Here is a 24,376-nt window from a genome sequence, read left to right as displayed (position 1 = left end):
GGCATTGACCTGGGGCGACAGAGTTCCACATCATGGAACCCGCGTTCCAGATCAGGACGCTAGGCTTCGCTCGAGCCACGCCGGAGCGCCCCACCCAGGAGATCAGATGTTCGTCAACCGCATGCCCCGCTACGAGGTGCTCTCCGAGGAGGCGATGGCCAAGCTCGACGCGGGCTGGCGTCGCCTGATCTTTGAGATCGGCGTCGAGTTCCTGGACGACCGGGCGCTCGACCTGTTCCGCAAGGCGGGCCAGAGGGTCGAGGACAAGACGGTCTTCCTCGACCCCGACTTCGTCCTGGAGCAGGTCGCGAAGGCGCCGCGAGAGTTCGACCTCCAAGCGCGCAACCACGACAACGACGTGCACATCGGCGGCCAGTCGATGGCGTTCGGCGCGGTCTACGGCCCGCCGTTCGTCCGTCAGGGCGACGTGCGCCGCGACGGCACCATGGACGACTTCCGCAACTTCAGCCGGCTCGCCCAGAGCTTCGCCGCCCTCGACAGCGCCGGCGGCGTGGTCAACGAGCCCAACGACACCCCGCTGGACAGCCGTCACCTCGACATGACCTATGCGCTCCAGACGCTGACCGACAAGATCTACATGGGCAACGTCGTCAGCGGCACCAACGCGGCCGACACCATCGCGATGACCGAGATCCTGTTCGGCTCGCGGGAGTCCATCGAGCAGACCCCGGCGATCATCTCCCTGATCAACTGCAACAGCCCGCTGCGCTGGGACGACCGGATGCTCGAGGCGCAGTTCGAGTACACCTCGGCCAACCAGCCCGTCGTCCTGACGCCGTTCATCCTGATGGGCGCGATGTCGCCGGTGACCATCCCGGCGGCGCTGGTGCAGCAGATCACCGAGGCGCTGTCCGGCATCGCGCTCTCGCAGCTGATCCGTCCCGGCGCGCCGGTCGTGTTCGGCTCGTTCCTGTCCAACATCGACATGCAGTCCGGCTCCCCGACCTTCGGGACGCCGGAGTCGGGCATCGGCCTGCTGTGCACCGGCCAGATCGCGCGCCACTTCAACCTGCCCTTCCGCACCGGTGGCGGCCTGACGTCGTCGCAGGTGCCGGACGCCCAGGCCGGCTACGAGGCCCTGATGACCCTGATGCCGACCTTCCTGGCCGGCGCCAACTGGGTGATGCACTCCGCCGGCTGGCTCGAGGGCGGCCTGGTCGCGGGCTACGAGAAGTTCATCATCGACGTCGAGCTGGTGCAGATGCTCCAGCACGAGTTCACCCCGATGGAGATCGACGACGCCTCGATCGCCTTCGACGCCCACCAGGAGGTCGGCCACGGCGGTCACTTCCTGGGGGCCATGCACACGATGGAGCGCTTCCGGACCTGCTTCTACCGGCCGCTCCTGTCCTCCTCGGAGAACTACGAGCGCTGGATGCGCAACGGCGCCAAGGACACCGCGGCGCGGGCGGCCGAGGTCTGGCAGAAGAAGCTGGAGGAGTACGAGCCCCCGCCGATGGACGACGCCATCCGCGAGGAGCTCGAGGCCTACGTCACCCGCCGCCGCGCCGAGCTCGGAGACTGAGGGCCCCCGATGACCGTCTCGACCATCGAGCCGCTGGGCGACTACATCCTCACGCTGTCCTGTCTGGACCAGCCCGGGATCGTGCACGCCGTCACGTCGTTCCTGCTCGACAACGGGGGGAACATCCGCGAGAGCCAGCAGTTCGGCGACCGCGAGAGCGGCCGCTTCTTCATGCGCATCGACTTCGAGACGGCGGACGCGACCGACGCCGCGACGCTGCGAGAGCGGTTCGCGGGCGTGGCCGCCCGGTTCGCGATGAGCTACGAGCTGTGGGGCGCACACGTCCCGTACCGCACGCTGATCATGTGCTCCAAGCAGCTGCACTGCCTCAACGACCTGCTGTTCCGCACCACGACCGGCGACCTCCAGATCGAGGTGCCCCTGGTGGTGTCCAACCACCGCGACGCCGAGCCGCTGGCCAGGTCGCACGGCATCGCCTTCCACCACCTGCCGGTGACGCCCGACACCAAGGACGCGGCGGAGGCCGAGCTGCTCCGGCTCGTCGACGACCTCGACATCGACCTGGTCGTGCTCGCGCGCTACATGCAGATCCTGTCCGACGACCTGTGCCGCGAGCTGGCGGGTCGCGCGATCAACATCCACCACTCCTTCCTGCCGAGCTTCAAGGGCGCGAAGCCCTACCACCAGGCCCATGACCGCGGCGTCAAGCTGATCGGCGCCACGGCTCACTACGTCACCGCGGACCTGGACGAGGGGCCGATCATCGAGCAGGAGGTCGCCCGGGTCGACCACACCCTCGGCGCCGACCAGCTGGTGGCGGCCGGCCGCGACGTCGAGGCCCTGGTGCTCTCGCGCGCCGTGCGCTGGCACTCCCAGACCCGGATCCTGTCGCACGGCCACCGCACGGTCGTCTTCCGCTGACCCTGGGTCCGTCACTGTTGCGTGAGGAGACACGTGTCGCGCGATGCGCAACTGATGACCTAGGCTGCGCCCCATGACGACCGCCCAGGAGTCCACGGCCCCGGTCGAGGCGGGCGTGTCGGCACCGGTCCAGTCGGTCGACCGCGCGATCACGATCCTGGAGCTGCTCGCTCGCGAGGGCGAGTCCAGCGTCACCGAGATCGCCGCCGGCCTCGGCGTCCACAAGTCCACGGCGTTCCGGCTGCTGGCCACCCTCGAGGTGCACCGGCTGGTCGAGCAGATCAACGACCGCGGGCGCTACCGGCTGGGCGTCGGCAACCTGAGGCTCGCCGGCGCGACCACCGCCCGGCTGGACGTCGTCAGCGAGGCCCGGCCGGTCACCCGGCAGCTGGCCTCGGAGACCGGCGAGACGGTCAACATCACGGTGCGCTCCGAGGAGTCGGCCCTCTATCTCGACCAGGTCGCCGGCTCGTCGGCGCTCCAGTCCCACAACTGGGTCGGGCAGCGGATCCCGCTGCACGCCACGAGCAACGGCAAGGTCTTGATCAGCGAGCTCTCCGAGGAGGAGCTCGACGCCGCGCTGCCGCACCTGCCGCGGTTCACCGACCACACCATCACCTCGCGCAGTGGTCTCCTCGAGGACCTCGCCGAGGTGCGCCGGCTCGGCTACGCGCTGGCCGTCGACGAGCTGGAGGCCGGGCTGACGGCCGCGGCCGCTCCGATCCGGAGCCACCACGGCGACATCATCGCCTCGATGAGCATCTCCGGGCCGACGTTCCGGCTCACCCAGGAGCGGCTCGACGAGACCGTTCCGCTGGTCGTCTCCGCCGCGCTCGAGGTCTCCCACCGTCTCGGGTGGGGTCGACGGAGCTGACTCGAGTGGAGCCGACCCTTGACGTGTGGCGTGGGTCACCTATCCTCCGACGTAGGGATTGTTGCGGCATGAGCAATGAGTTGCAGATCGTGCAACTCGTGCCCGACCGCAGGGAGGGAGTGCGCGCCCCGCATGCCTGAGCTCTACATCGACGGGAAGTGGACCGCGGCCGCGGCCGGAGGCAGCCGCGCCATCATCTGTCCCGCCGACGGGTCACTCGTCGGCGAGGTCGACGAGGCGACCCCGGCCGACGTCGAGCTGGCCATCGCGGCGGCGCACCGCGCCTTCCACGAGGGCCCCTGGGCAGCGACCTCCGCCCGCGAGCGCGGCGACCTGCTGCTGCGCACCGCCGACCTCCTCGAGCGCGACACCGAGATCGTCGCCCTGGCCGAGTCCAAGGACACCGGCAAGCGCCTGGTCGAGGGCCGGTACGACGTGGCCGACGTCGTCTCGGTCCTGCGCTACTACGGCCGGGTGGGCTCGGAGGACGCCGGCCGCGTGGTCGACACCGGCAACTCCGACGTGGTCAGCCGGATCGTGCACGAGCCGGTGGGCGTCTGCGGGCTGATCGCCCCGTGGAACTACCCGCTCCTCCAGGCCTCCTGGAAGGTCGCCCCGTGCCTCGCGGCCGGCAACACGTTCGTGCTCAAGCCCAGCGAGCTGACCCCCCACACGTCGATCCACCTGATGCGCCTGCTCGAGGAGGCCGGCCTCCCGGCCGGCGTGGGCAACCTCGTCCTGGGCGCCGGTCCCGCGGCCGGCGCGCCGCTGGCCAGCGACCCGCGGGTCGACCTGGTCTCGTTCACCGGCGGGGTGCAGACCGGGCGGGGCATCATGGCCACCGCCGCCCAGACCGTGAAGCGGGTGGCCCTGGAGCTCGGGGGGAAGAACCCCAACATCGTCTTCGCCGACGCCGACATCGACGTCGCCCTCGACTACGCCCTGACCGCGGTCTTCCTGCACTCCGGCCAGGTCTGCTCGGCGGGCGCCCGGCTGCTGGTCGAGCACTCCCTGCACGACCGGTTCGTCGACGCCCTGGTCGAGCGCGCGCAGACGATCCGGCTCGGCGGCCCCTTCGACGAGAAGGCCGAGACCGGGGCGCTGATCAGCGCGGCCCACCGCGACAAGGTCGCGGCGTACGTCGCGGCGGGGGTGGCCGAGGGTGCCGTCCTGCGCTGCGGTGGCGCGGCGCCGGAGGACCCGGCCCTCGCCGACGGCTTCTACTACCTGCCGACCGTCCTGGACGGCTGCACCAGCGCCATGAGCGTCACCCAGACCGAGTCGTTCGGCCCGGTGCTGACCGTGGAGACCTTCACCTCCGAGGACGATGCGGTCGCGATCGCCAACGACAGCACCTACGGCCTGGCCGGGGCGGTCTGGACCCAGGACGCCGGCAAGGCCCAGCGGGTCGCGGCCCGGATGCGGATGGGCACGGTCTGGATCAACGACTACCACCCCTACGTGCCGCAGGCCGAGTGGGGCGGCTACAAGCAGTCGGGCGTCGGGCGCGAGCTCGGCGAGCACGGCCTGGCGGAGTACCGCGAGACCAAGCACGTCTGGCACAACATCCGCCCCACCGAGCAGCGCTGGTTCTCCGGCCCGGACGTCGACGAGGCGGGCCGATGAGCGACCGGTACGACGTGGTGATCGTCGGCGGCGGCTCGGCCGGCTGCGCGCTGGCCAACCGGCTCTCCGCCGATCCGGGGACGTCCGTCCTGGTCCTGGAGGCCGGCCGCTCCGACTTCCGGATCGACCCGTTCATCCACATGCCGGCAGCGCTGACCATCCCGATCGGCAACCGCCTCTACGACTGGAAGTACGAGTCCGACCCCGAGCCGCACCTGAACGGCCGGCGCGTCTACCACGCCCGCGGCAAGGTGCTCGGCGGCTCGAGCAGCATCAACGGGATGATCTTCCAGCGGGGGAACCCGCTGGACTACCAGCGCTGGGGCGCCGAGCCCGGGATGCAGACCTGGGACTACCTGCACTGCCTGCCCTACTTCAAGCGGATGGAGACCTGCCTGGCCGGCGCCGACGACTGGCGCGGCGGCGACGGGCCCCTGGTCCTGGAGCGCGGCCCGGCCGAGAACCCGCTGTTCGGTGCGTTCTTCCAGGCCGCCCAGGACGCGGGGTTCCCGCTCACCGACGACGTCAACGGCTACCGCCAGGAGGGCTTCGCGAGGTTCGACCGCAACCTCCACCGCGGCCGGCGGCTGTCGGCCGCGCGCGCCTACCTCCACCCGGTGCGCCGTCGCTCGAACCTCACCGTCCACACGCTGTCGTTCGTCACCGGCATCCGCTTCGACGGCACCCGAGCCGTCGGCGTCGACTACCAGCGCGGCGGCCGGCTGCGCCGTACCGTCGACGCCGGCGAGGTCATCCTGTGCGGCGGCGCGATCAACTCCCCGCAGCTGCTCCAGCTCTCCGGGGTCGGCAACGCCGACGACCTGGGCCGCCTCGGCATCAAGGTCGTCGCCGACGTGCCGGGCGTGGGCCAGAACCTCCAGGACCACCTCGAGGTCTACATCCAGTACAAGTCGAAGCAGCCCGTCTCGATCGCCCCGGGGCTCAAGCTGAGTGCCCGGCCCAAGATCGGCTACGAGTGGCTGTTCCACCGTCGTGGGCTGGGGGCGACCAACCACTTCGAGGGGGGCGGCTTCGCGCGCAGCAACGACCAGGTCGACTACCCCAACCTGATGTTCCACTTCCTGCCGGTCGCGATCCGCTACGACGGCAGCGTGCCCGCGGAGGGCCACGGCTACCAGGTCCACATCGGGCCGATGTACGCCGACACCCGCGGCCACGTGAAGATCCGCTCGACCGACCCGCGCGAGCATCCCTCGATGCTGTTCAACTACCTGTCCACCGCCACCGACCGCAAGGAGTGGGTGGAGGCGGTCCGGGTGGCGCGCGACATCCTCAACCAGCCCGGCCTCGCGCCGTACAACGACGGCGAGATCTCGCCCGGCGCCAAGGTCGAGACCGACGAGGAGATCCTGGACTGGGTCCGCAAGGACGCCGAGACGGCGCTGCACCCGTCGTGCACCGCGAAGATGGGGACCGAGGACGACGCCGTCGTCGACCCCCTGACCATGAAGGTCCACGGCCTCGACGGCATCCGCGTCGTCGATGCCTCGGTGTTCCCGTTCGTCACCAACGGCAACATCTACGCACCGGTGATGATGGTGGCCGAGAAGGCCGCCGACCTGATCGCCGGCAACACCCCGCTGCCCGCCGCCGACGTGGCCTACTACCGCTACCGCGACGGCAGCCCGCTCCACCCACCCGGCGACCCGCGCAACGAGGCGCCCGCCCCCAAGGAGGTCACCCGATGACCGCACCTACCGTCGAGTCCGACGCGGCCCTGAAGGTCGAGGGGATCTGGAAGATCTTCGGCCCGCGCGCCGACAAGATCATCGGCACACCCCAGGCCGACCTGTCCCGCAAGGAGCTCCAGGAGCAGACCGGGCACGTGGTCGGCGTACGCGACGTCTCATTCACCGTCGCCCCGGGCGAGGTGTTCGTGGTGATGGGCCTCTCGGGGTCCGGCAAGTCGACCCTCGTCCGCCTGATCACCCGACTGATCGAGCCGACGTCGGGCACCGTGACTCTCTACGGCGACGACATCACGGCGATGTCCGACAAGGACCTCCTCGAGACGCGCCGCCGCAAGGTCTCGATGGTGTTCCAGCACTTCGGCCTGCTCCCGCACCGCAAGGTGATCGACAACATCGCATTCGGCCTCGAGGTGCGAGGCGAGGCGAAGCCGGACCGGCGCAACCGGGCCCAGGAGATGGTCGACCTGGTGGGCCTCTCGGGCTATGAGAACAACTTCCCCGACCAGCTCTCCGGCGGCATGCAGCAGCGGGTGGGGCTGGCGCGAGCGCTGGCCGCGAACCCAGACCTCCTGATGTTCGACGAGCCCTTCTCCGCGCTAGACCCGCTGATCCGCCGCGACATGCAGAACGAGGTGATCCGGCTCCACGAGGAGGTCGGGAAGACCATGGTCTTCATCACCCACGACCTCGCGGAGGCACTGAAGCTGGGCGACCGGATCCTGATCATGCGCGACGGCGAGATCGTCCAGATCGGCACCCCCGACGAGGTCGTCGGCGCCCCGGCGGACGACTACGTGAAGGACTTCGTCTCCGATGTTCCGAAGGCGCACGTGCTCACCTTGAAGTGGGTGATGCGCGATGCGAAGCCGGGCGAGGCCGAGGGCGCTCCTTCGCTGCCGTCGAGCACCGTCGTCCGCGAGGCGGCCCGCGCCGTGCTCGCCGCCGACGGTCCGGTCCGGGTCGTCGACGGCGACAGGGTCGTCGGCATCGTCGACGACGAGGACATCCTTCGGGTCGTGGTCGCCGAGGAGGCCGGCTGATGGCGATCAGCGCCGGAGTCACGGCCTCACGCAACCCTGAGTTCGGGTTCAAGGAGGAACAGCCCTACGTCGACCCGACCCCCAAGCGACACACGGGATACAAGCTCCTCGTCGTCCTCGCCGTCTGGGTCGTCGGCTGGCTCATCTTCCGGGGGCAGAACACCCTGGCCATCCCGTTCAACCAGCTCAACTGGTTCTCCACGTGGATCAACCACGTGCGCGACGACGTCCAGGCCGCGCTGCCGACCAACTGGTTCTTCCACGGCGTGATCGGCCACATCTCGTCGTTCGTCAACTGGCTGGTCAACCAGATCGGCAACCTCATCTCCCACCCGGCAGAGCCGAGGCCGGTGCCCGAGATCGGCTGGCTCGGGGTGCTGGCGATCTTCACCTGGATCGGCTTCGCTGTGGCCGGCTTGCGGTCCGCGATCCTGGTCGCGGTGTCATTCCTGCTCTTCGGCATCTTCGGATACTGGACGGACAGCGTCGACACCCTGATCGTGACCGCGATCGCCGTGGTCGCCAGCCTGCTCGCCGGGATCCCGCTGGGCATCGCGATGGCCCGCCGCCAGACCGTCTCCTCGATCGTGACGCCGGTCCTCGACGTGATGCAGACGATGCCGTCGTTCAGCTATCTGCTGCCTGCCTTCATGATCTTCGGCCCCGGCGCCACCTGCGGGATCGTGCTGACGATGGTCTACTGCCTGCCGCCGCTGGTGCGGATCACCGAACTCGGGCTCAAGTCGGTCCCCGCGACCACCCAGGAGGCCGCCCAGTCACTGGGCGTGACCCGGGGCCAGCTGCTCCGTCAGGTGCAGCTGCCCATGGCGAGGCGCACGATCGTGCTCGGGGTCAACCAGTGCACCCTGGCAGCCCTGTCGATGACGGTGATCGCAGCACTGGTGGCCGCACCAGGGCTCGGCACCGACGTGTACGCCGGCCTCCAGATCGAGAACGTCGGCCAGGCGGCGGTGCCCGGCCTGCTGATCGTGGTGATCGCGATCATGCTCGACCGTACGACGACTGCCGCCAGTGAGCGCAGCCAGCGCCAGGGCCGGGGCCGGAGTCTGGGCGGGCGAAACCGTCGACTTGTCCTGCTCGGCGGTCTGGCCGTGGTGGCAGTGACGATCTACCTCTCCCGCACCTACCTCGACCTGGCGACGTTCCCCACCTCGTGGAACCTCGGTGGCCATCTCCAGAACGGGATCAACAGCCTCACCGACAACATCGTGAGCGCCATCGACACCTACACCGCGGCCTTCAAGAACTTCCTCAGCTACGGCTTCCTCAACCCCCTGCAGAACCTGCTGGCGAACTCGCCCTGGTGGCTGATGGCGCCGGTGCTGCTCGGGTTCGCCTTCGTGCTCGGCGGCCTGAGACCGATGCTGATCGCAGCGGCCGGCGAGGGCGTGATCCTGGCGACTGGCCTGTGGAACGACACGATGCAGACCTTCACCTCGACCCTGGTCGCCACGGTGCTGGTGATGGTCATCGCGGTGGTCGTGGGAGTCTGGATCGGGCGAAGTCGACGCGCCGATGCCGTGCTCCGGCCGATCCTCGACGGGTTTCAGACCATCCCCTCGTTCGTGTACCTCGTGCCCGCTCTGGCACTGTTCACGCCGAGTCGGTTCACCGCGATCGCCGCCGCAGTGGCGTACGCAGCCCCGATCTCGGTCAAGCTCGTCGCCGACGGCATCCGCGGGGTCTCACCGACCACGGTGGAGGCCGCGCGCTCGAGCGGCATCACGTCGTGGCAGATGATCCGGAAGGTGCAGCTGCCGATGGCTCGACCCGCGCTGGTGCTCGCGACCAACCAGGGGCTGCTCTACGTCTTGTCGATGGTGGTCATCGGGGGCCTCGTCGGCGGCGGAAGCCTCGGCTACATCATCGTGACCGGGTTCAGCCAGCCCCCCGTCTTCGGGAAGGGGTTCGCTGCCGGGATCGCGGTCACCGCCCTGGGCATCATGCTGGACCGGATCGCCCGGGCGTCCGCCGACCGCTATGGAAAGTAACGGACCTACCTCGCCCGCAGCGCGAGGAGAAGAGAGGAAGCACGCATGACACGAGCACCATCAGGCCCGAGGCAGTTCGGGCTGGTCGGCGTGGCCGCCATCCTGGCCATGGCCTTGAGCGCCTGCGGAGGCGGAAACATCTCCAACAACAAGACGGCCTCGAGCGGCAAGACGTGCGGGACGGTCAACATCGCCCTCAACAACTGGGTGGGCTACACCGCCGACGCCTACGTCGTGGGTGACCTGGCCACCAGCAAGCTCGGGTGCACGGTCAAGTACGAGAACCTGGCCGAGACTCCGAGCTGGGCCGGCATGGCCAACGGCACCATCGACACGGTTCTGGAGAACTGGGGCCACGAGGACCTGGTGAAGAAGTACATCACCCAGCAGCACGTGGTCGAGGACGCCGGCATGACCGGCAACCAAGGCATCATCGGCTGGTACGTCCCGCCGTGGATGGCAGCGAAGTACCCCGACATCACCAACTGGCAGAACCTGAACAAGTACTCCTCGATGTTCAAGACCAGTGAGTCCGGGGGCAAGGGCCAACTGCTCGACGGCGACCCGTCGTACGTCACCAACGACCAGGCGCTGGTGAAGAACCTCAACCTCAACTACCAGGTCGTGGTCGGTGGCTCGGAGGCCGCGCTGATCGAGAGCTTCAAGTCGGCCCAGGCCAACAAGACGCCCTTGCTGGCGTACTTCTACGAGCCGCAGTGGTTCTTCTCGGAGATGAAGCTGGTCAAGGTCAACCTGCCGAAGTACACCCCCGGGTGTGACGCGGTGGCGGCCAAGGTGGCCTGCGACTACCCGCCGTACCACCTGAACAAGCTCATCTCCACGAAGTTCGCCAAGTCGGGGTCACCCGCCGTGACGCTGATCAAGAACTTCCACTGGACCAACGCCGACCAGAATCTGGTGGCCACCTACATCGCCAAGGACGGCATGAAGCCGGCCGACGCGGCGCAGAAGTGGATCGACGCCAACCAGAGCCTGGTCAACACCTGGCTCCAGGGAACGTGACCCGCGCCTGACCCAGTAGCACCGAACGCAGCCGACGCCCCCGGGGGAGACACCCCGGGGGCGTCGGTCTGCATCGGGAGTGCTTGTATCCCAGGTATGAGTGACACGCTGAGCGCCCGGACCGTGACGATCACCGGCGCAGACGGAGACCAGGTCGAGGCCTACCTCGCGCGCCCCGAGGGCGAGAGCGACGCCGCCTCGCGCGGAGGCGTGGTGGTCATCCACCACATGCCCGGCTACGACCGGGCCACGAAGGAGATGGTGCGCCGGTTCGCCGAGCTGGGCTACGACGCGATCTGTCCGAACCTCTACTTCCGCGAGGCACCGGGGGCGGCACCCGACGACGCGGCCGCGACCGCGCGCGCCCAGGGCGGCGTGCCGGACGAACGGCTGCTCGGCGACGTCGCCGGGGCCGCGGCGTACCTCCGGGCGCTCGAGACCAGCGGTGGCAAGGTCGGCGTGATCGGCCACTGCTCCGGTGGCCGCCAGAGCGTGCTGTCCGCGTGCCACCTCGACCTGCAGGGGGCCGTGGACTGCTACGGCGCGTTCGTCACCGGCACCCCGCCGCCCGAGCGGAAGATGACCAACCTGGTCGACCAGCTGCCGAACCTCAAGGCGCCGCTGCTCGGGCTCTTCGGGAACGACGACGCCTACCCCTCGCCCGAGCAGGTCGACGAGCTCGAGCAGATCCTGGCCGACCAGGGCTCGCCCTACGAGTTCCACCGCTACGACGACGCGGGACACGCCTTCTTCGCCGTCGACCGCCCGTCGTACCGCGTCGAGGCCGCGAACGACGGCTGGGAGCAGATCGCGGCGTTCTTCGGCACCTACCTGTCCTGAGCGACCCCACTACCCGACGCGAGGAGACGACATGTGCACCTACACCACCGAGACGGCTCGGATGCAGGGCAGCGCCAAGGGTCCCGGCAGCACGTGGTTCCGGGTCACCGACGCCACGGTCTACTACGACCACCCGGTCCACGCCCCGGCCGAGCACACCCTCAATATCGACCTGGCCGACCCGGCGAAGGGTCCGGCGGCGCGGGTCGCCGTCGAGCTGACCGCCGCGTCGGCCCGCGAGCTGGTGAGCGCTATCGAGGCAGCGCTGGCCGCGGTCCCCGAGGCGCTGCTCACCTGACCCGGTCGGATCGACACGTTCTGTCGTCCTGCTGAAGGACTGCGCCCTGCCCTCGCCTTGACACTCGCAGGTACCTCGACGGTCGAGGTGATGAGGCTCGAGAAGGGTGCAGGCGATGAGAGTGACGATGATGCGGCTCGGTCGATGGGGCGCGCTCGTGCTGACCCTGGCACTGCTGCCCCTGGGGCAGCTGGTGACCGCCGCGGCCGCCCACGCCGACACCCCGGGCCCTACCGGCAGCGGCTCGGTGTGCTTCCTCGGGCTCGACGGCTCCACGACCGGATGCGCCCCCACCAAGCTGCCCTCACCGGGCCTGATCAGCCCGCACTACCTCGGCAGCGACGAGACGCGTGCGGCCATGCACCGCCTGGAGGACGAGGCGGTCGCGAGAACTCTGGCCGACCACGGGCTCCCGGCCAGCGACGCCGAGGCCGTCCGGAGCTGGGGTCGTCAGGACGCCCAGGCCGAGCTCTGGTCGATCATCGTCGAGGCGATCAAGACCCCCGCGGCCCAGCGCACCCCCGACCAGCAGTCCGCGGTCACCTGGATCACCTGGATGGACCGGTCGCTGAAGGCCTGGTCCGGCCGCAACACCGGCTTGGAGTACACCAAGTGGGCGGGCCTGAGCACCAAGCGCTACTGGGAGCTGGTCAACTCAGGCGCCGGCGTCAGCGAGCTCACCGACTTCCTGCACTCGTCCATCGAGCCCTACGGACCCGGCGGGCAGGACCAGGCGACCACTGGGTACTGCCGCTACAAGCCGCCCGCTCCCCTTCAGGACGAGTACAGCGGATCGACCGCCCAGACGTGCTACGCCCCCTGCCCCGACGCGTTCGGGTGCTACGTGCCCACTCCCTCGTTCGACCAGTTCGTCCGGTGGGGATCGAGCACGGTGAGCACCGCGACGACCGCGTTGCCGGGCTACGTGACCACGAGCGCGGGCATCACCGGCGCGGCGGCGTTCGGCGGGGCGATGGCAGCCGCCGGTCTCCAAGGCGTCGGTCTGTACGGGTTGGCGTCGGTGGGCTACCTGGAGGAGTTCCTGCTGATCGGCAACCTCCTCAACATGGAGGGGATCTACACGCTGGGCGGCGAGGTCGTGGCGGCCGCGACCCAGTACGTTCCCGAAGCGGTTGCGGAGGCGGCAGAGGTCCTGGTGTCGGAGCTCACGAGCACCCTCGGGTACGAGACACTCGGTGCCTTCGAGGGGGTCGGAGAGGGTCTGGCGGCGCTCGAGGCAGGCACCTTGGGCACGGTGATCGGGGTCGTCATCTGGGCCACCGTCTCGTCGGTCGTGGAGGGGGTCCGGGTCTTCGACAACGACTCGTTGCCGAGCAAAGTGGCACAGTTGGTAGTGAACTCCGCGAAGGTGTTCCCGGACCCGGCGACCATCATCGACACTCCCGAAGGCACGTCGACCTTGTTCAACGACTTCGTCTTCGCCGCGCTGCCGGCACCGACGAACAACGCGTCGTGCCAGATCAAGCCGTCGCTGACGGACTACCGCCTGGGACTGGTCAAGGATCTGGGTGAGGGCTCGTTCCTGTACTACTCCACCGACGACGGGCGGCAGGTCGAGCGCGACGGCTACCAGTGCCTGAACCCGACCCCGCTGCCCGAGCCGCGGGACACCGACCCTCAGTTCCTGGTCGAGCCGCGCGCCCGGCGCAGCGGTGACCCGGCAGAGCCGACCCGCACCGCCTCGATCAGCGCGATGAGCCGGAACCTGGGGGTCACCTCGACGATCAGGCTCAGCAACAGCTGGTTCGTCCAGCACCTGGTCGCCGGGGACCGCACCGTCGACCAGCAGACGCTGAGTCTCGGCTACGAGGACTGGGACGGCGCAGTTCAAACCGCCTGGCTGGTGCAGAAGCCGGACGGCGAGTACGAGTTCGTCGGACGCGCTGTCACCGGCGATCAGTCGGGAGGCACCGGCTGGGCCAGCCCCTTCCTTCAGTTCGTGGGCGCCGACGGGCGCGACTACCGGGCCCGTGTCGACGGCTTCCACGCGCCGGTCGGGTCACCGACCTACGCACCGCGGTCGCCGGTCGAGGGGTCCGCGGTGAGGTTCGCCGCGAGCAACTTCGGCCCCGGTGGCGGGCCGGTGATGGCGCCGCAGCAGTCGTGGCGGTTCCAGGGTGACTCCTGCGGTGGACCCTGCCGCACCGTCGGCGGCCCCGACAACCCGGGCTGGGCGCCGGCCTACGGCCCCGCGGTGACCGGCCGCGGCGTCGACCACACCTTCCAGGCGCCCGGCACCTACTCCGTCGAGCTCACCGTCACCGACCCGGTGCGTGGGAAGGCCGTGACCACCTTCGAGGTCGTGGTCGGCGGTGTCGCCCCCACCCTGGACCTGGCCGCCGCACCGGGCCGCGGTCAGACCGGCACCCCCGTCTGGCTGGCCGGGGACCTGACCCACACCGGAACCGGCGACCACGAGCGAGTCACCATCGACTGGGGCGACGGCACCCCCGTGGACTCCGTCGACGCCGGCGGGACCGGGCCCTGGGCAAGCCTCAACGTCGACACCAACCCGGTCCAGACCCACACCGTCAGCGACACCCAGCTCGGCGTGGACGCCCACCACACCTACACCAGGCCAGGCGCCTGGCAGGTCACCGTCGTGGCCACCGACAGCGCCGGCCAGACCGACACCCAGACCCTCGTCGAACAGATCCAGGGCCCCCAGACCATTGCCTTCAGCCTGCCCACCCAGCGCAGGTACGGCGACCGGATCCCGCTCAGCGCCACCGGAGGTGGGAGCAGCCAACCCGTCACCTTCACCACCGCCCCGGACACCGTGTGCACCACCGACGACACGAACGCCGGCGACGGCCCCGTCCTGCGCCTGGTCGGGCCGGGCGACTGCACGGTCACCGCCCACCAGGACGGCGACCCCGGTGACGACGCCCTGTACCAGCCCGCGGCGCCGGTCACCCAGAGCGTCCACGTCGACCCTGCTCCGCTGAGGGTCACCGTCGACCGCGTCACCCGGGTCTACGGCAGTGCCTCCGCGGACTACCACGTGCGAGCCCATGGACTGGTCGGCGACGACACCGTGGCCGACCTCGACGGGCTCACCGTCACCGGCGCGCCCCCAGACGCCCACGTCGGGCAGTACCAGATCGTGGCCTCGGGGATCACCGACCCTCGCTACGACGTCACCTACGTACCCGCACCGGAAGGGATCACGCCCGCTGGGTTGACCGTCACCGTGGAGGACAAGACCCGGCAGTACGGCGACCCCGCCCCCACCTACACCGCACGGTTCGCCGGCCTCGTCGGCGGCGATGACGCCAGCGACATCACCGGCCTGAGGTTCACCGGCGCCGCGGCGAACGCCCGGCCCGGCAGCTACCCGATCGGCCTCGTGGGCAGACCGACCAACCCCGACTACGCCTACCGGGTGCAGGCCGGGACCGAGACGGTCACGTGAGGTACGTCGAAGCGGGCCCGGCTCAGGGTGCCGTGGCCGGACCTGCGCCACTGCGCAGCAGGCTGCCGCGGCCCGTGGGCCAGGGCAGGCAGCCTGTTCCGGAGCCGGGGACCGTGTAGACGTCGATGCCGTGGTCCATCGTGGTCAGCACGATCTCGAGGGTGCCGTTGTCGTCGAGGTCGCCGACCGAGGGAGCCGCGGCGACACCGACGCCGTTGCCGTCGTAGGCCTGGTGACGCAGCCGGGTGACCGAGAGCCGCTTGCCCTGCGCCGAGAGCACGATCAGCCGGCCGGCCTTGCGGTGCAGCGCGTAGGTGCCGAAGACCAGCTCGGGGGTGCCGTCCTTGTTGAGGTCGGCCGCGACCACCTCGGAGGCGAAGGTCTTCGAACGACGCGGCGCGTACCGATAGGTCCACAGCCGGTGGCCGGTGGGGCTGACGGCGTACACCTTGCCGCCCGGGAGGGCCGCGACGATCTCGGGCCGGGAGTCCCCGACCAGGTTGACGACCGTCGGGGCGGGGATGCCGGACGGCGGGTACCAGTCGCCGTCGGGTCGGTGGACCGGGTGGTTGGACATCGGGAGCTTCTCGAAGCCGCGGTGCCGGCGGGCGGACAGGTGGCCGTCGCCGTAGGCACCGTCGAGCACCATGAAGGCGTAGCCCTGGGTGCGGTAGGGGATGTGCTTCTCGACGTTGGGCAGGCCGATCACCTCGTTGCGGCCGTCGCCGTCGAGGTCGGCGACGTCGGGCGGTGAGGCCGTCCACTGGAGCCAGGGCTGGTGCGCCGGGCTCGGCCAGGCGCCCTGGTGCAGGTGGTAGTGGCGCCGCTCGACCTTCGGGCTCGCCCACCGGATGAGCTGGCCCCAGCCCATCCTGCGGCCCAGTGCGTCCGACTCGGGGTCGGTGAACCACTTCGAGGCCAGCACCGAGGTGCCGTCGTCGTTGAAGGCGTTGATCTGGTGGTTGTCGAACGTCGTGATGATCTCCAGGTCGGGGTCGTTGTCGATGTTCCCGATCGCGACGTTCTCGCCGTACTCGCCGTAGCCGTGGTTGCCGACCTTGTTGAAGTGCAGGTCGTTGCCCTTCCCGGAGAGCCGGTTGTAGCGCGGCCACGCGGGATGGTGCCCGCCCCGGGGCTGGAAGCGCTTGCCCCGGGCGTTGAAGACGAAGACCTGGGCGCCCTTCGGCGAGGTGTTGGTGGTCGTCGCCACCACCTCGACCTTGCCGTCGCCGTCGAGGTCGGCGGCCGCGAGCCCGCGGACCTCCGGGGTCTGGCCGCCGCTGCGGACCGAGGCCGGCCAGCCCTTCTTCAGGCGCAGCCCGCCGTGCACGTAGTCGTACGCCGCGACGCTGCCGGTGCCGCCGACCACGATCTCCGGCTTCCCGTCGCCGTCGAGGTCGGCGACGACCGACGGCGCGTAGACCCGGCCGTCGGTCGCCGTGCCGCGGGCCAGCTGCTTGCCCTTGGCGTTGAACACGAACGTCGAGTAGAACGGCGCCACGATCTCCAGGTGCCCGTCGCCCTTGAGGTCGGCCAGGCTCGGCGAGGAGAACCAGCCGGTCTCTCCGGTCGCGATGGTGCGCACGAACCTCGGGCGACGCACCGGATGCGGAGCTGTCGTGCGGGCGCAGGTCGCCGCGGTGACCGGGGCGGCGCCGGCCGGTGTCACCGCCGACCCGGCGTCGACGCCTGCCTGGGCGAGGGCCGCGACCAGCACGACCCCGATCCCGCCACCGGCCACGCGTGAGGTCCGCATGCGCAGGACCCTACTGCGCACCTCAGTGCTACTTGCCCACCTTCACGGTGCTGCGGTGCTTGGCGGCCTTGTGACCGGCGTCCCCGCCGTAGGTCGCGACGATCCGCCACTTGCCGACGCCCAGCCGCGGCAGCGTGACCTTGGCCTTGCCCGCCTTCACCGTGCCCCGGAGGGTGCGGTGCTTGCCGCCATGGGTGAGCCGGATCCGGACGGTGCCGGTCGGCGCGAGCCCGCCGCCGGTCTTGGAGGCGACCGTGACCTCGACCTTGCCGCGCCGGTGCTTCGTCGGCTTGCGGACGACGGTGGTGCCGACCTTCGACCCGGCCTTGGTCACCACGAGCGTCGCCGAGGCGGTCCCGGCCGTGTGCAGGCTGTCGCCGGAGTAGCTCACGCTCAGGGTGTACGACCCGACGGCCAGCCGACGCGGGAGCGTGAAGCTGGCGACACCGTTGGCGAGGTCCTGGCCGGCGTCCGGGCCGGCACCCTGGAGGGTCACCGCGCCGGTTGCGCCCGGGATGCTCACGTCGACGTCGACCGCCGAGCCGTACTTCGAGGTGGCCGGCGAGTCGACGGAGATCACCGGTGTCGCGCGGGTCGGCCAGCTGGCGACGTTGTGCGCCCAGACGTCCGAGACCCTGGTGAACTGCCCGCCGACCACCAGGCCCCAGGGCCCGGCGCTGATCGAGCGGACCCCGTAGAACTGGTTGAAGGTCGGCCGGAAGGTCGCGGAGACCGCTCCCGACGTGGCGTCGAGGGCCAGGAGCTTGGTGTGGGTGTCGCCCAGGTAGTTGTCGTGGAACCCGACGTAGACGTTGCCGTCGTCGTAGGCGACCGCCTGGACGTCACCGCCCACCATGAGGTGCCAGCTGCGCGCGCCCGTGCCCGGGTTCCACCGGGCGGCGACGTTGTTGAAGTTGCCCGAGCCGCCGAAGAGGGCGGTGCCGTCGTCGCTCCAGCTCAGGGTGAGCATCGGGGCGACGGAGAAGGCGAAGGAGGGGCCGACGACGGCGCCCGAGGTGGGGTCGACCAGGCCCAGGCCCACCCGGCTGCTGCCCGAGAGGCTCGTGAAGTTGCCGCCGACCGCCAGGCTCGTGCCGCTGGGGTCGAGGGCCAGCACGTCGACGGCGCCGTTCGTCGAGGCCGTGTAGGCGGACATCTTGGCGCCGGTGTCGGCGTCGAACTTGGCGAGGTCCTGCTCGGCCGTGCCGCCCGACATCGTGAACCCACCGCCCGCGAAGACGGCGCCGTTGCCGACGGCAACGGCGCGGACCGAGCCACCCAGCTTGGGCGCGAACCCGGTGTCGACGGCGCCGGTCGTGAGGCTGACCCGTGCGAGGCGGCCCTGCGCTACGCCACCGATCGTGGTGAAGTCGCCGCCGACGTAGAGGTAGCTGCCGTCGCTGGCGAGGCTGCGCACGATGGCGTCGGTGTTGGCCTGCCACGCGCCGAGCAGGGCTCCCGTGCCCCGGTCGAAGGCCGCGAGGTCGGTCCGGGTGGTCGAGGCGCCACCCTGCACCAGGGCGTTGTCGAAGCTGCCCCCGACGTAGAGCGTGTTGCCGACCACCAAGGTGGCGTACACCTGGCCGTCGACCCCACCGCCTTGCGCCGGGTCTCCGGTCGGCGGAGCCGCAACGGCCGGGGTGAGGACGCCGACGAGCATGGCCGCGACCGCACCGAGCACGAGCACCATCGCGCAGCGCATCCCGTGCGCCCGCCCCCCGCCACGAACCATCCCCGCCCCCGGTGTCCAGAGTTCCCTGGAGCCTAGTGACGGACCACCTCCGGCTCGTGCCCACAATTGGTGACGCGCGCGGTAGCAGTCACCGGCGCGGGCGGCGGCGCCGCACGGAGGCGGCGAAGGCCTCGATGCCGGCGATCACGGCGGTGAAGCGGGGGGACGCGTAGAGGTCGAACGTGTGCTGGCCGCCGGGCAGCTCGACGTACACCACCGGCTGCCGCGAGACCTCGCGCAGCCGGGCGGCGAACGCGCGGGCACCGTCCACGGCGGCGCAGGAGTCGAGGGAGCCGTGTGCGAGCAGGAACGCCGGGGCGTCGGCGCCGACGAGGTCGAGCGGTGACGAGGGGGCGTCCGGGTCGCGGTCGATCCAGGTCGGGGTGTCGTAGAAGCCGTAGAGGCAGACCGCGCCGGCCACCACCCCCGGCTCGCCCGTCCCCTCCGGCGTCGCTGCGGGTGTCAGGGCCGTCACGGCCGCGAGATGGGCGCCCGCGGAGCTGCCGGCGACGAAGACGTCCGGGGCGCTCGCGGATCCCGTCGCCGCCGCCGCCCGCGTCCAGGCGAGGACCTGATGGGCGTCGACGAGCGCGTCGGGCCAGCGCCGTGCGCGACCCCGCCGGTAGCTGGCGCTGACGCAGAGCCAGCCCTGGCTCGCGAGCCGGTAGAGCAGTGCCCGCGCTTCGCGGTCCTTCTCGCCGGTGTGGTACCCACCGCCGTGGAAGTAGACCAGGCACGCGCCGTTCTGCTCGCCGTTGCGTGGCGAGTAGGTGTCGAGCAGGTTCTCCCGCCCGGCCGGCCCGTAGCCCTGGTTGCGCCGGTGTACGACGTCGCGCCGGCCGACCCGCAGCGGGGCGAGGACGGTCCGCAGCAGCGGAACGCGCACCCGCTCGCTGCTGCCCAGCCCGGCCGCGAGGGCGTCCGACACCGCGCTGCGCGCGCGTAGCCCGCGGGCCAGGATCACGACCAGCCCGGCCATCGTGAGGACCGCGAGCACCAGGCCGGTGGCTCCCGACGGGCTCGTCACGCTGCCCTGCCACGCGGCGAACGCCGTGTCGCCGACGACCCAGACCATCCCGACCACGGGCACCTCGTTGATCTGCATGCCGAGCCGCCAGCTGATCTGCCCGAGCCGCCACGAGCCGCGCAGCGGTGCCACGGCGAGGGCGGTCGGGATCGCGACGACCAGGATGCTGACGACGTACCCGACCATGCCGCCTCCCGACAGGCGATGCTCTCAGCCGCCGTACCCGCGCCGGCGGATCTCCTCGTTGATCGCCGGAAGGATCTCATGGAGGTCGCCGATCACGGCGTACGTCGCGCGGGTCACCATCGGCGCCTCGGCGTCGGAGTTGATGGCCAAGATGTTCTTGGCCGACGAGCAGCCGGCCCAGTGCTGGATCGCGCCGCTGATGCCGCAGGGGATGTAGAGATCGGGCGAGATCCGGCTGCCGGTCTGGCCGACCTGCTCGTGGTGCGGCCGCCAGCCGGCGCTGGTGACGACCCGCGAGACGCCCAGCGCGGCGCCCAGCAGGTCGGTCAGCTCGATCACGTCGTCGAACTTGTCGGGTCCGCCGACGCCGCGTCCGGCGCCGACCACGACCTTCGCCGAGGTGAGGGCGCCCGACTCGTCGTCGGCCTCGGCCTGCTCGGTCGAGACGACGCGAGCCACGAGGTCCTCGGGGGCGATCGCCGGCGCGTGCTCGACGAGGTCGGCGGCGCCGGAGACATCGGCCGGCTTGGCCTCGACGGCGTGGCCGGCGACGGTGAGGACCGCCGGTCGCTGATGGAGGTTCATCTCCTCCATCGCGGCTCCGCCGACGACCTGCCGGGTGACCACGAACGGCGCGAGACCTGAGAACGACAAGACGTTGGCCGCCATGGACGCCCCGGACCGAGCGGCGAGGTGAGCCATCAGCTCGGTGCCGCGGTCGGTGCCGGCGGCCATCACCACCACGGAGCCCGCGGCGTCGCGGACCTGCTGGATCGCCGAGGCCCAGCCGGCCCCGGAGTAGGCCGCGACGCCGTCGCCGCCGACCCGGTGGAGGTTGCGCACGCCGTACGACGCGAGGTCACCGCGCAGGTCGTCGGAGACCTCGCCGAACACGACCGCGTCGACCGGCACGCCGTTCCCCGCGGCGGAGAGGTCACGGGCGAAGGTGACGGCCTCGAGGGAGACCTCGACCGCCGCGCCCTCGAGGTCGGTCTCGACGAGGGTCAGGATCACGGTGCGGCCTTTCCGGGGGTCAGCACTCCGAGCTTCTCGAGCAGGTCGACGACGGCGCCCGCGGCCTCGGGCCCCTCGCCGAGGATCTGGACGGCACTCGGCGTGGGTGGCGGCAGCACCATCCGCACGCGCCCGGCGCCGCTCGGAGCCGCCACCGGCTCACGCTCCTCGATCGGGATCTTCTTGGCCTTCAGGCGACCGGGCACCGATGGGTAGCGCGGCTCGACACCGCCCTCGCGGATCGTGACGACCGCGGGCAGCGGCACCCGGTAGGTCTCCTGGCCATCGGGACCCTCGCCCACGGCGACCACGACCGGGCCCTCGGGTGACTCCTCGATCGTGACGGTCTTCGCGCCGTTGACGACCGGGCGGCCGAGCTCGTAGGCCAGCCGGATCCCCACCTGGAAGTCGCCGCTGTCGGCCGCGTCGTTGCCGAGCAGCACCAGGTCGTGGGACCGGCCGGACTCCTCGTGGGCGCGGACCACCGCAGCGATCTCGCGGGCGACGTCGCTCGGCCCGAACGCGAACGGCTCGCCCAGGACGTGCGTCGCGGCCCTGCACCCGACCGCGAGGGCGTTGCGGAGCTGCTCGACGGCCTCGGCGTCGCCGAGGGTCAGGACCGTCGACTCCCCGCCGCTCGCCGCCGTCACCTGGACCGCGAGCTCGACCGCGCACTCCTCGTGCGCGCTCATCGTGAAGCCGGAGCGCCGTCCGTCGACCGACTGGCCGTCCTCGCTGAGCACGACCTCCTCGGTGATGTCGGGCACGCGCTTCACGCACACCAGGACGCCCGGGGCAGCGGCCATCAGCGCATCCGCTCGTTGCTCGGGTCGAACACCGGGGTGGCGTCGACCGAGCCCACGACCACGGGGTACAGCTCCTCCATGTAGGACACCGCGAGCTCGGTCCCGATCACGGCCTGCTCGGGCGGCAGGTAGGCCAGCAGCACGTGCTTGCCCAGGGACGGGGCCGAGCCGGCGGTCGTGACGTAGGGGTGGTGGCCGTGACCGTCGGTCAGCAGGCCGCCCTCGCGGGTCAGGATCGGCTCGCCGCCGAGCATGTAGCGCTTCATCCCGGACGCCGAGGTGTGGTCCTCGACCGTCAGCGTGCAGAGCACCGTCTTCGGAGCCGCTTCGCGCTGCGCCAGGTAGGCCTCCCGACCGACGAAGTCGGCGGCCTTGACCTTGGGCCGCTGCATGCCCGCCTCGATGATCGAGCGCTCGGCGTCGAGCTCGTAGCCGTAGGCGCGGTAGCCCTTCTCGATGCGGCCGGTCGTGCCGTACACGCCGATCCCGACAGGCCGGGTGCCGTGGCTGTCGCCGGTGGCGAGCAGCGCCTCCCAGACGCCCGGGGCGTCGTCCATGGCGACGTAGAGCTCCCAGCCGAGCTCGCCGACGTAGGAGATGCGCGACGCGAGCACCGTCGCGCCGTTCACCGTGATCTCGCGGCAGCTGAGCATCGCGAAGCCCTCGCCCGAGACGTCGGCGTCGGTGAGCGAGGCGAGGATGTCACGTGCCCGGGGACCCCACAGACCGATCGTCGAGAGCTCGTCGGTGCGCTCGGTGAGCGTCGCCTCACCGCTCAGGTGGTCGGCGAACCACCCACGGTCGGCGGGACCGTGCGCCCCGCCCGTGACGACGCGGAAGTGGTCGTCGCCCAGGCGCATCACGGTCAGGTCGGAGCGGAACCCGCCGGCCGCGTCGAGCACCGGCGTGTAGATGACCTTGCCGACCGCCACGTCGCACTGCGCCACGCAGGTCTGCTGCACGCTGTCGAGAGCGCCGGGGCCCTCGATGTCGAAGATCTGGAACGCCGTGAGGTCGATGACGCCGGCCGCCTCGCGCATGCGCAGGTGCTCGGCGTTGATGATCGGGCTCCACCAGCGGGAGTCCCACTCGTGCTCGCGCGCCATGACGGCGTCGCCGTACTGCTCGAGGAGGTCGGCGTTGGACTCGTACCAGTGGGGCCGCTCCCAGCCGGCGGTCTCGAAGAAGAACGCGCCGAGCTTCTGCTGCGACTCGTGCATCGGCGCCTTGCGCTGGTCACGGTCGGACTCGTACTGCTCGTTGGGGTGGATGATCCCGTAGGTCTTGATGAACGACTCGGTGGTGCGCAGGCGGGTGTGCTCGCGGCGCTTCTGGTGCTCGTGGAAGCGGGCGATGTCGCTGTGCGCGAGGTCGATCTCGCTGTATCCGTTGGTCATCCACTCGGCCACGGCGCGTCCGACGCCGGGGCCTTCCTTGATCCAGACCGCGGCCGCGGTCCACAGGCCCTTGACCTCGCTCTCGCCGAGGATGGGCGCACCGTCGCAGGTCAGCGAGAGCAGGCCGTTGATGGCGTAGCGGATCTCCGCGCCCTCGGCGCCGAGCAGGTCGGGCATCAGCTCGAAGGCCTGCTCTAGCTGGGGGTCGAAGTCCTCCTCGGTGAAGGGCAGCTCGGTCGGGGAGAGCTTGGACTGCTCGATCGTGGGGATGTCCTCGGGCTCCATCAGGATCGCCCGGTGGGCGTAGGAGCCGACCTCCATGTCGGCGCCGTGCTGGCGCTCGTAGCAGAAGGTGTCCATGTCGCGCACGATCGGGAAGGAGATCTCGCCCTCCTTGCCCGACAGCTGCGGGCAGGGCCCGACGCTGATCATCTGGTGGACGGCGGGCACCAGCGGGATGCTGATGCCGGCCATGTCGCCGATCTTGGGGCTCCACACCCCGCAGGCGATGACCACCGTCTCGGCCTCGATGTCGCCCTTGTCGGTGCGGACGCGCGTGATCCGGCCGTCCTCGACGTCCAGGCCGAGCACCTCGACGTTGGGCACCGTGGTCAGCGCTCCGGCCTCGACGGCGCCCTCGCGCATGAGCGTGCCGGCGCGGAGCGAGTCGACCACGCCGACGCCCTCCTGCCAGAAGGCGCCGATGATCTGGTCCTCCTCGATGAAGGGCACCTTCTCCTTGACGAAGGCCGGGCTCACCATCTCGGCGTCGATGCCCCAGGCCCTCGACGACGACATCCGGCGGCGCAGCTCCTCCATCCGCTCCTCGGTGCGGGCGACCTCGAAGCCGCCGCACCGGGTGAAGACGCCGAGCTCCTTGTACTGCGCCACCGAGTCCAAGGTGAGGTCGGTGATCTCACGGGAGTGGTCGGTGAGGAAGATGAAGTTGGACGCGTGACCCGTCGAGCCGCCCGGGTTGGGCAGCGGACCCTGGTCGATCTGGACGATGTCGCGCCAGCCGAGCCGCGCGAGATGGTGGACCAGGCTGTTGCCGACGATGCCGGCGCCGATGACGACGCAGCGTGCCGATCCGGGGACGTCTGCCACGGGAGCTCCCTTGTTGCGTATAACGCTTCTCAATGCGTGTTATGGAACAGTAGGAGTTTGAA

The 24,376-nt window shown here is 70.6% G+C and carries 17 protein-coding genes; 11 read left to right on the top strand and 6 right to left on the bottom strand.

Translation table 11 applies throughout. The features are described from left to right. Positions 1-4: 4 nt before the first annotated feature. From VHW64_RS03800 to VHW64_RS03750, 11 genes are all read left to right on the top strand, one after another. Entirely contained in the window at positions 5-1,546 is a 1,542-nt protein-coding gene (locus VHW64_RS03800) for a trimethylamine methyltransferase family protein (protein WP_329649175.1), read from the top strand. Between the two features lie 9 nt (positions 1,547-1,555). After that, entirely contained in the window at positions 1,556-2,428 is an 873-nt protein-coding gene (gene purU / locus VHW64_RS03795; RefSeq protein ID WP_329649174.1) for a formyltetrahydrofolate deformylase, read from the top strand. Positions 2,429-2,501: 73 nt separating this feature from the next. Further along, complete coding sequence (locus tag VHW64_RS03790) at positions 2,502-3,302, top strand: IclR family transcriptional regulator (protein WP_329649173.1); 801 nt, start codon at positions 2,502-2,504, stop codon at positions 3,300-3,302. A gap of 132 nt (positions 3,303-3,434) precedes the next feature. After that, the gene (locus VHW64_RS03785; RefSeq protein ID WP_329649172.1) at positions 3,435-4,928 is read left to right on the top strand and encodes an aldehyde dehydrogenase family protein; all 1,494 of its coding nucleotides are present in this window, start codon (positions 3,435-3,437) and stop codon (positions 4,926-4,928) included. After that, positions 4,925-6,637 (top strand): choline dehydrogenase, encoded by a 1,713-nt coding sequence (gene betA / locus VHW64_RS03780; protein ID WP_329649171.1) that lies wholly within the window; start codon positions 4,925-4,927, stop codon positions 6,635-6,637. Before VHW64_RS03785 ends, betA begins: the two co-directional genes overlap by 4 nt. Next, a complete protein-coding gene (locus VHW64_RS03775) occupies positions 6,634-7,680 on the top strand; it encodes a glycine betaine/L-proline ABC transporter ATP-binding protein (RefSeq protein ID WP_329649170.1) in 1,047 nt (348 codons plus the stop codon). The genes betA and VHW64_RS03775 overlap by 4 nt, the downstream gene beginning before the upstream one ends. Further along, the gene (locus tag VHW64_RS03770; protein ID WP_329649169.1) at positions 7,680-9,692 is read left to right on the top strand and encodes an ABC transporter permease; all 2,013 of its coding nucleotides are present in this window, start codon (positions 7,680-7,682) and stop codon (positions 9,690-9,692) included. The genes VHW64_RS03775 and VHW64_RS03770 overlap by 1 nt, the downstream gene beginning before the upstream one ends. A gap of 45 nt (positions 9,693-9,737) precedes the next feature. Next, positions 9,738-10,715 (top strand): ABC transporter substrate-binding protein, encoded by a 978-nt coding sequence (locus tag VHW64_RS03765; RefSeq protein WP_329649168.1) that lies wholly within the window; start codon positions 9,738-9,740, stop codon positions 10,713-10,715. A 96-nt stretch (positions 10,716-10,811) separates the two neighbouring features. Further along, a complete protein-coding gene (locus VHW64_RS03760; RefSeq protein WP_329649167.1) occupies positions 10,812-11,555 on the top strand; it encodes a dienelactone hydrolase family protein in 744 nt (247 codons plus the stop codon). 31 nt (positions 11,556-11,586) lie between these two features. Beyond that, on the top strand, positions 11,587-11,853 hold the full coding sequence (locus tag VHW64_RS03755) for a DUF6295 family protein (RefSeq protein WP_329649166.1): 267 nt from the start codon (positions 11,587-11,589) through the stop codon (positions 11,851-11,853). A 115-nt stretch (positions 11,854-11,968) separates the two neighbouring features. Continuing rightward, positions 11,969-15,289, top strand: coding sequence for an MBG domain-containing protein (locus VHW64_RS03750; protein ID WP_329649165.1), 3,321 nt, complete (start codon positions 11,969-11,971; stop codon positions 15,287-15,289). Positions 15,290-15,311: 22 nt separating this feature from the next. On the opposite strand, the gene VHW64_RS03745 is transcribed toward VHW64_RS03750, so the two are convergent. The 6 genes from VHW64_RS03745 to VHW64_RS03720 form a co-directional block, all read right to left on the bottom strand. Next, positions 15,312-17,045, bottom strand: coding sequence for a VCBS repeat-containing protein (locus VHW64_RS03745; protein WP_329649164.1), 1,734 nt, complete (start codon positions 17,043-17,045; stop codon positions 15,312-15,314). Between the two features lie 28 nt (positions 17,046-17,073). Continuing rightward, positions 17,074-18,735 carry an Ig-like domain-containing protein gene (locus VHW64_RS03740; protein WP_329649163.1) on the bottom strand — a complete coding sequence of 554 codons (1,662 nt, stop codon included), beginning with the start codon at positions 18,733-18,735 and terminating at the stop codon, positions 17,074-17,076. A gap of 130 nt (positions 18,736-18,865) precedes the next feature. Continuing rightward, complete coding sequence (locus tag VHW64_RS03735; protein ID WP_329649162.1) at positions 18,866-19,990, bottom strand: alpha/beta hydrolase; 1,125 nt, start codon at positions 19,988-19,990, stop codon at positions 18,866-18,868. Between the two features lie 24 nt (positions 19,991-20,014). Continuing rightward, positions 20,015-21,004: an electron transfer flavoprotein subunit alpha/FixB family protein gene (locus VHW64_RS03730; RefSeq protein WP_329649161.1), complete on the bottom strand. Its 990-nt coding sequence runs from the start codon at positions 21,002-21,004 to the stop codon at positions 20,015-20,017. Beyond that, positions 21,001-21,810, bottom strand: a complete 810-nt coding sequence (locus tag VHW64_RS03725; RefSeq protein ID WP_329649160.1) for an electron transfer flavoprotein subunit beta/FixA family protein — start codon at positions 21,808-21,810, stop codon at positions 21,001-21,003. The genes VHW64_RS03730 and VHW64_RS03725 overlap by 4 nt, the downstream gene beginning before the upstream one ends. Next, the gene (locus VHW64_RS03720) at positions 21,810-24,314 is read right to left on the bottom strand and encodes an FAD-dependent oxidoreductase (protein ID WP_329649159.1); all 2,505 of its coding nucleotides are present in this window, start codon (positions 24,312-24,314) and stop codon (positions 21,810-21,812) included. Before VHW64_RS03720 ends, VHW64_RS03725 begins: the two co-directional genes overlap by 1 nt. Between the last annotated feature and the right edge of the window lie 62 nt (positions 24,315-24,376).

The organism is Nocardioides sp., assembly GCF_036267815.1.
Lineage (GTDB): Bacteria > Actinomycetota > Actinomycetes > Propionibacteriales > Nocardioidaceae > Nocardioides.
Note: the sequence above shows the minus strand (reverse complement) of the source record. Positions and strands in the feature narration are given on the sequence as shown.